The organism is Kitasatospora sp. NPDC091257 (assembly GCF_044757675.1).
GTDB classification, from domain to species: Bacteria; Actinomycetota; Actinomycetes; order Streptomycetales; family Streptomycetaceae; genus Kitasatospora; species Kitasatospora lactacystinica.
The window spans coordinates 1-3,307 of record NZ_JBIVVI010001031.1 but is presented as its reverse complement, the minus strand read 5'-3'; the positions used below and the strand labels follow the sequence as shown (position 1 = coordinate 3,307).

Here is a 3,307-nt window from a genome sequence, read left to right as displayed (position 1 = left end):
CGGCACGGTCGCGCGGGAAGCCCTCGGACATGCACAGCAGGAGGCCGTCCGCGGAGACCACCACGGTGTGGGACACCCCGGGGGTGTTGTCCACGAAATTGGTGATCAGCCAGTTCAGGTTCTGTGCGGCCTGGCTCATCTGAGTCAACTCAACGCTCCTGGTGGTTCGAGCCGCCGAAGAGATCGGTGCTCCGGTTCTGTCCGTTGCCGGACTGGTCTACCTGATCGGGGTCGATCCGGAAGCTTCCGGTGTTACCGGCGCTGCGGCCCTGCTCCACACCGCGGCGCAGGTTGGTGAGGCGGCCACGGACCTCCTCCGGGCTGCGGGAGACCTGCGGCCCGTCCTGCGGGGTGGGCTTGGCGTTGCCGGGCACCAGGTTCTGCTTGGGCACGCGCCGCGGCAGACCGGCACCGGTGGTGCCGCTGGAGCTGGGCTCGCGCAGCTGCTCGGCCCGCTGCCAGTCGCCGTCGTTCGGCGACTGCCAGGCGGTGCTGGCGGTCGGGCCGGTCGGGCCGTATCCGCCGAGCGAGGACACGTCGTGGCCGCGCTGGGTCGGGGACGCCGAGGTGTCCTTGGCGCCGGCGAACCAGTTCGGGGCGTCGCCGGACGCGCCGGCGCCGGACGGGGCGGCGGCGGGGCCACCGCTCGCCAACTGCTCGCCGGGGCGGCGCTGCGGCAGCCCGGACGGCAGGGTGGTGTGCGCCTCGGCGGCGGGCAGCGCGGGCGGCTCCGGGGCGTACGGGTGACCGGCCGGGGACTCCTCGGCCTGCCGGCCGTACTGGTCGGCGTACTCGTCCTGCTGGTAGCCGCCCTGGTCGTAGCCGTACCGGTCGTCGGGCTGGGGCTGCTGCTCGTATCCCTGCGGGGCGTACTGGTCGTAGCCCTGCTGGTAGTCCTCCTCGACCTCGGCGTCCACCACCGGCGCCTGCGGGCCGCCCTCCAGGGCCGCGCGGCGGACCTGGTCGAGGCGCTGCGAGCGCTGGACGGACTCCAGGGCCGGGCTGAACCCGCTGGAGCCGGCGCTGCCGATGCCGGTGAGGTGGTCGTCGAAGCCGAGCTCGGCGGCGCTGCGGGCCGTGGCGTCCGGCGCCCACTGGGCGGTCGGCTCCTGCTCGGCGAAGATCCGCGAGACGGTGAACTGCTCGTCCGGCTCCGGCGCCGCACCCGACTGGGTGACGAACGGCGGGAGCATGACCAGCGAGGTGGTGCCGGCGGACTCGCCGGACGGGCGGAGCTGGACGCGGATGTCGTGCCGCTGGGAGAGCCGGCCGACCACGAACAGGCCCATGCGGCGGGAGATGGTGGCGTCCACCGTGGGCGGCTCGGCCAGCTTCTCGTTGATCTCCGCGAAGTCCTCGGCGGTGAGGCCGATGCCCTTGTCGTGGATCTCGACCAGCACCCGGCCGTCCGGCAGGCGGGTCGCGTTGACCAGGACCCGGGTCTGCGGGCTGGAGAACGAGGTGGCGTTCTCCAGCAGCTCGGCGAGCAGGTGGACGAGGTCGGTCACGGCGGCGCCGACGACGTCGACCTCCGGGATGCCGGAGAGCTCGACGCGCTCGTACTGCTCCACCTCGGAGGCGGCGGCGCGGAGCACGTCGACCAGCGGGACCGGGGTGTTCCAGCGGCGGCCGGCCTCCTCGCCCGCGAGGACGAGGAGGTTCTCACCGTTGCGGCGCATACGGGTCGCGAGGTGGTCCAGCTTGAAGAGGTTCTCCAGCTGGTCCGGGTCGGCCTCGTTGTTCTCCAGGTCGGTGATCAGCGCCAGCTGGCGCTGGATCAGGCTCTGGCTGCGGCGCGACAGGTTGGTGAAGATCGCGTTGACGTTCCCTCGCAGCATGGCCTGCTCGGCGGCGAGCGCCACCGCCTGCTGGTGAACCTGGTCGAACGCCCGGGCGACCTCGCCGATCTCGTCCTTGCCGTGCAGCGGGATCGGGGTCACCGAGGTGTCGACCCGCTCGGGGTCGGTCTTGGAGAGCTTCTCGACCAGGTCCGGCAGACGGTGGTCGGCGATCTCCAGGGCGGCGCTGCGCAGGGTGCGCATGCCGAGGATCATCGAGCGGGCCACGTAGCCGGTGAGCAGACCGGCCAGGATGAGCGCCGCGACGACGATGATCGTGTTGAGGATGGCGTCGTAGAGCGCGTTGTCCTTCAGGGCGCGGGACTCGGCGAGGACGTCGTCCAGCAGCGCGATCTCGGTGTTCCGCAGGGCCTGGATGTGGGTGTTGGCGGCCTGGTTCCAGTTGTCCGGGGTCAGGCCGGCGTTCCTCGCCTCGGCGTACGCGGCGTCGGCGGCGGCCTTGCCCTTCAGCTGGCCCTCCGCGGCGGCCTGGCTGTAGGCGGCGCCGAGCTGGAGCAGACCCTGCATGGTGGGCGCCGCGCCGTTGGGCATCTTGTACGCCGAACGTTCCTGGGCGGTGGCCACGGCGACCTGGGCGGCCGCGTACTTCCGGGCGTCCTCGGGGGCGCTGCCGGTGTTGAACTCGTTGAGGGAGACCTGCTCCAGCTTCTCCGAGACCAGGATCTGCTGGATCACGTCCTGGTTCTCGTACCGCGTGGTGGCGTTCTGCGAGATGCCGACCAGCAGGTTGAGCATCAGCGCGCGCTGGGTCGAGGCGGAGGCCTTGGCCAGCGACATCGCGTAGATCGCGCGGCCCTTGCTGGTGGCGTTGGCGGAGCCGATGCCGACCGAGTTGTCGTAGGCCAGCAGCGGAGCGAGCATCACCGAGTAGGCGCTCGCGGTGGCGCTGGCGAACAGCTCGGGGCTGTACGCGTTGGCCCGCAGGTGCGCCAGGTCGAGGATCAGGGCCTGGAAGGCCTCGTGGCGGCGGGGGAGCTCACCGGACTTGTCCGAGGCGGCGTAGGCGGCGTTGTAGGCCTTCAGCGCGGCGTCGGTGTCGTTGCGGCGCTTGGTGACCTCGTTGTTCGGGTCCTGCTTGGTGAGCAGGGGTATGAGCGTCTTGTCGCGCTCGTTCTCCAGCGCCTCGGCGAGTTCGGTCGCCGTCTTGGCCAGCTCCGCGGTCTTCTCGGCGCGGGAGGCCTTGATGTAGCCGTCGACCGAGGTGTTCACGCGCAGACCGCCGAAGACGAGACTGATGATCACGGGGATCAGCAGGATCGCGATCAGACGGGTCGGCACGCGCCAGTTGCGCGGGCGGAGGAAGTCGTACCGGCTGGAGCCGCCGCCGTCGCCCGACGAACCGCCGTTGCGGGGCGCCGTGGGCGCGGCCTGGGGCTCGGGGGTCGGGGCGGGGCCCTGGGCGCGTTCCTCGGTGGGAGTGAACGCGGAGAATCCGGCCGGATCCCCCT

Annotated in this window: 2 protein-coding genes; both read right to left on the bottom strand. The window is 71.8% G+C overall.

All coding sequences use genetic code 11. From position 1 onward, the window contains the following. Nucleotides 1–139, bottom strand: a 139-nt coding sequence (locus tag ACIQOV_RS33860) for a roadblock/LC7 domain-containing protein (protein WP_329882915.1), incomplete at its 3' end; no start/stop codon positions are given. 10 nt (nt 140–149) lie between these two features. Further along, the coding region (locus tag ACIQOV_RS33855; RefSeq protein ID WP_401054614.1) for a nitrate- and nitrite sensing domain-containing protein at nt 150–3,307 on the bottom strand (3,158 nt) is incomplete at its 5' end.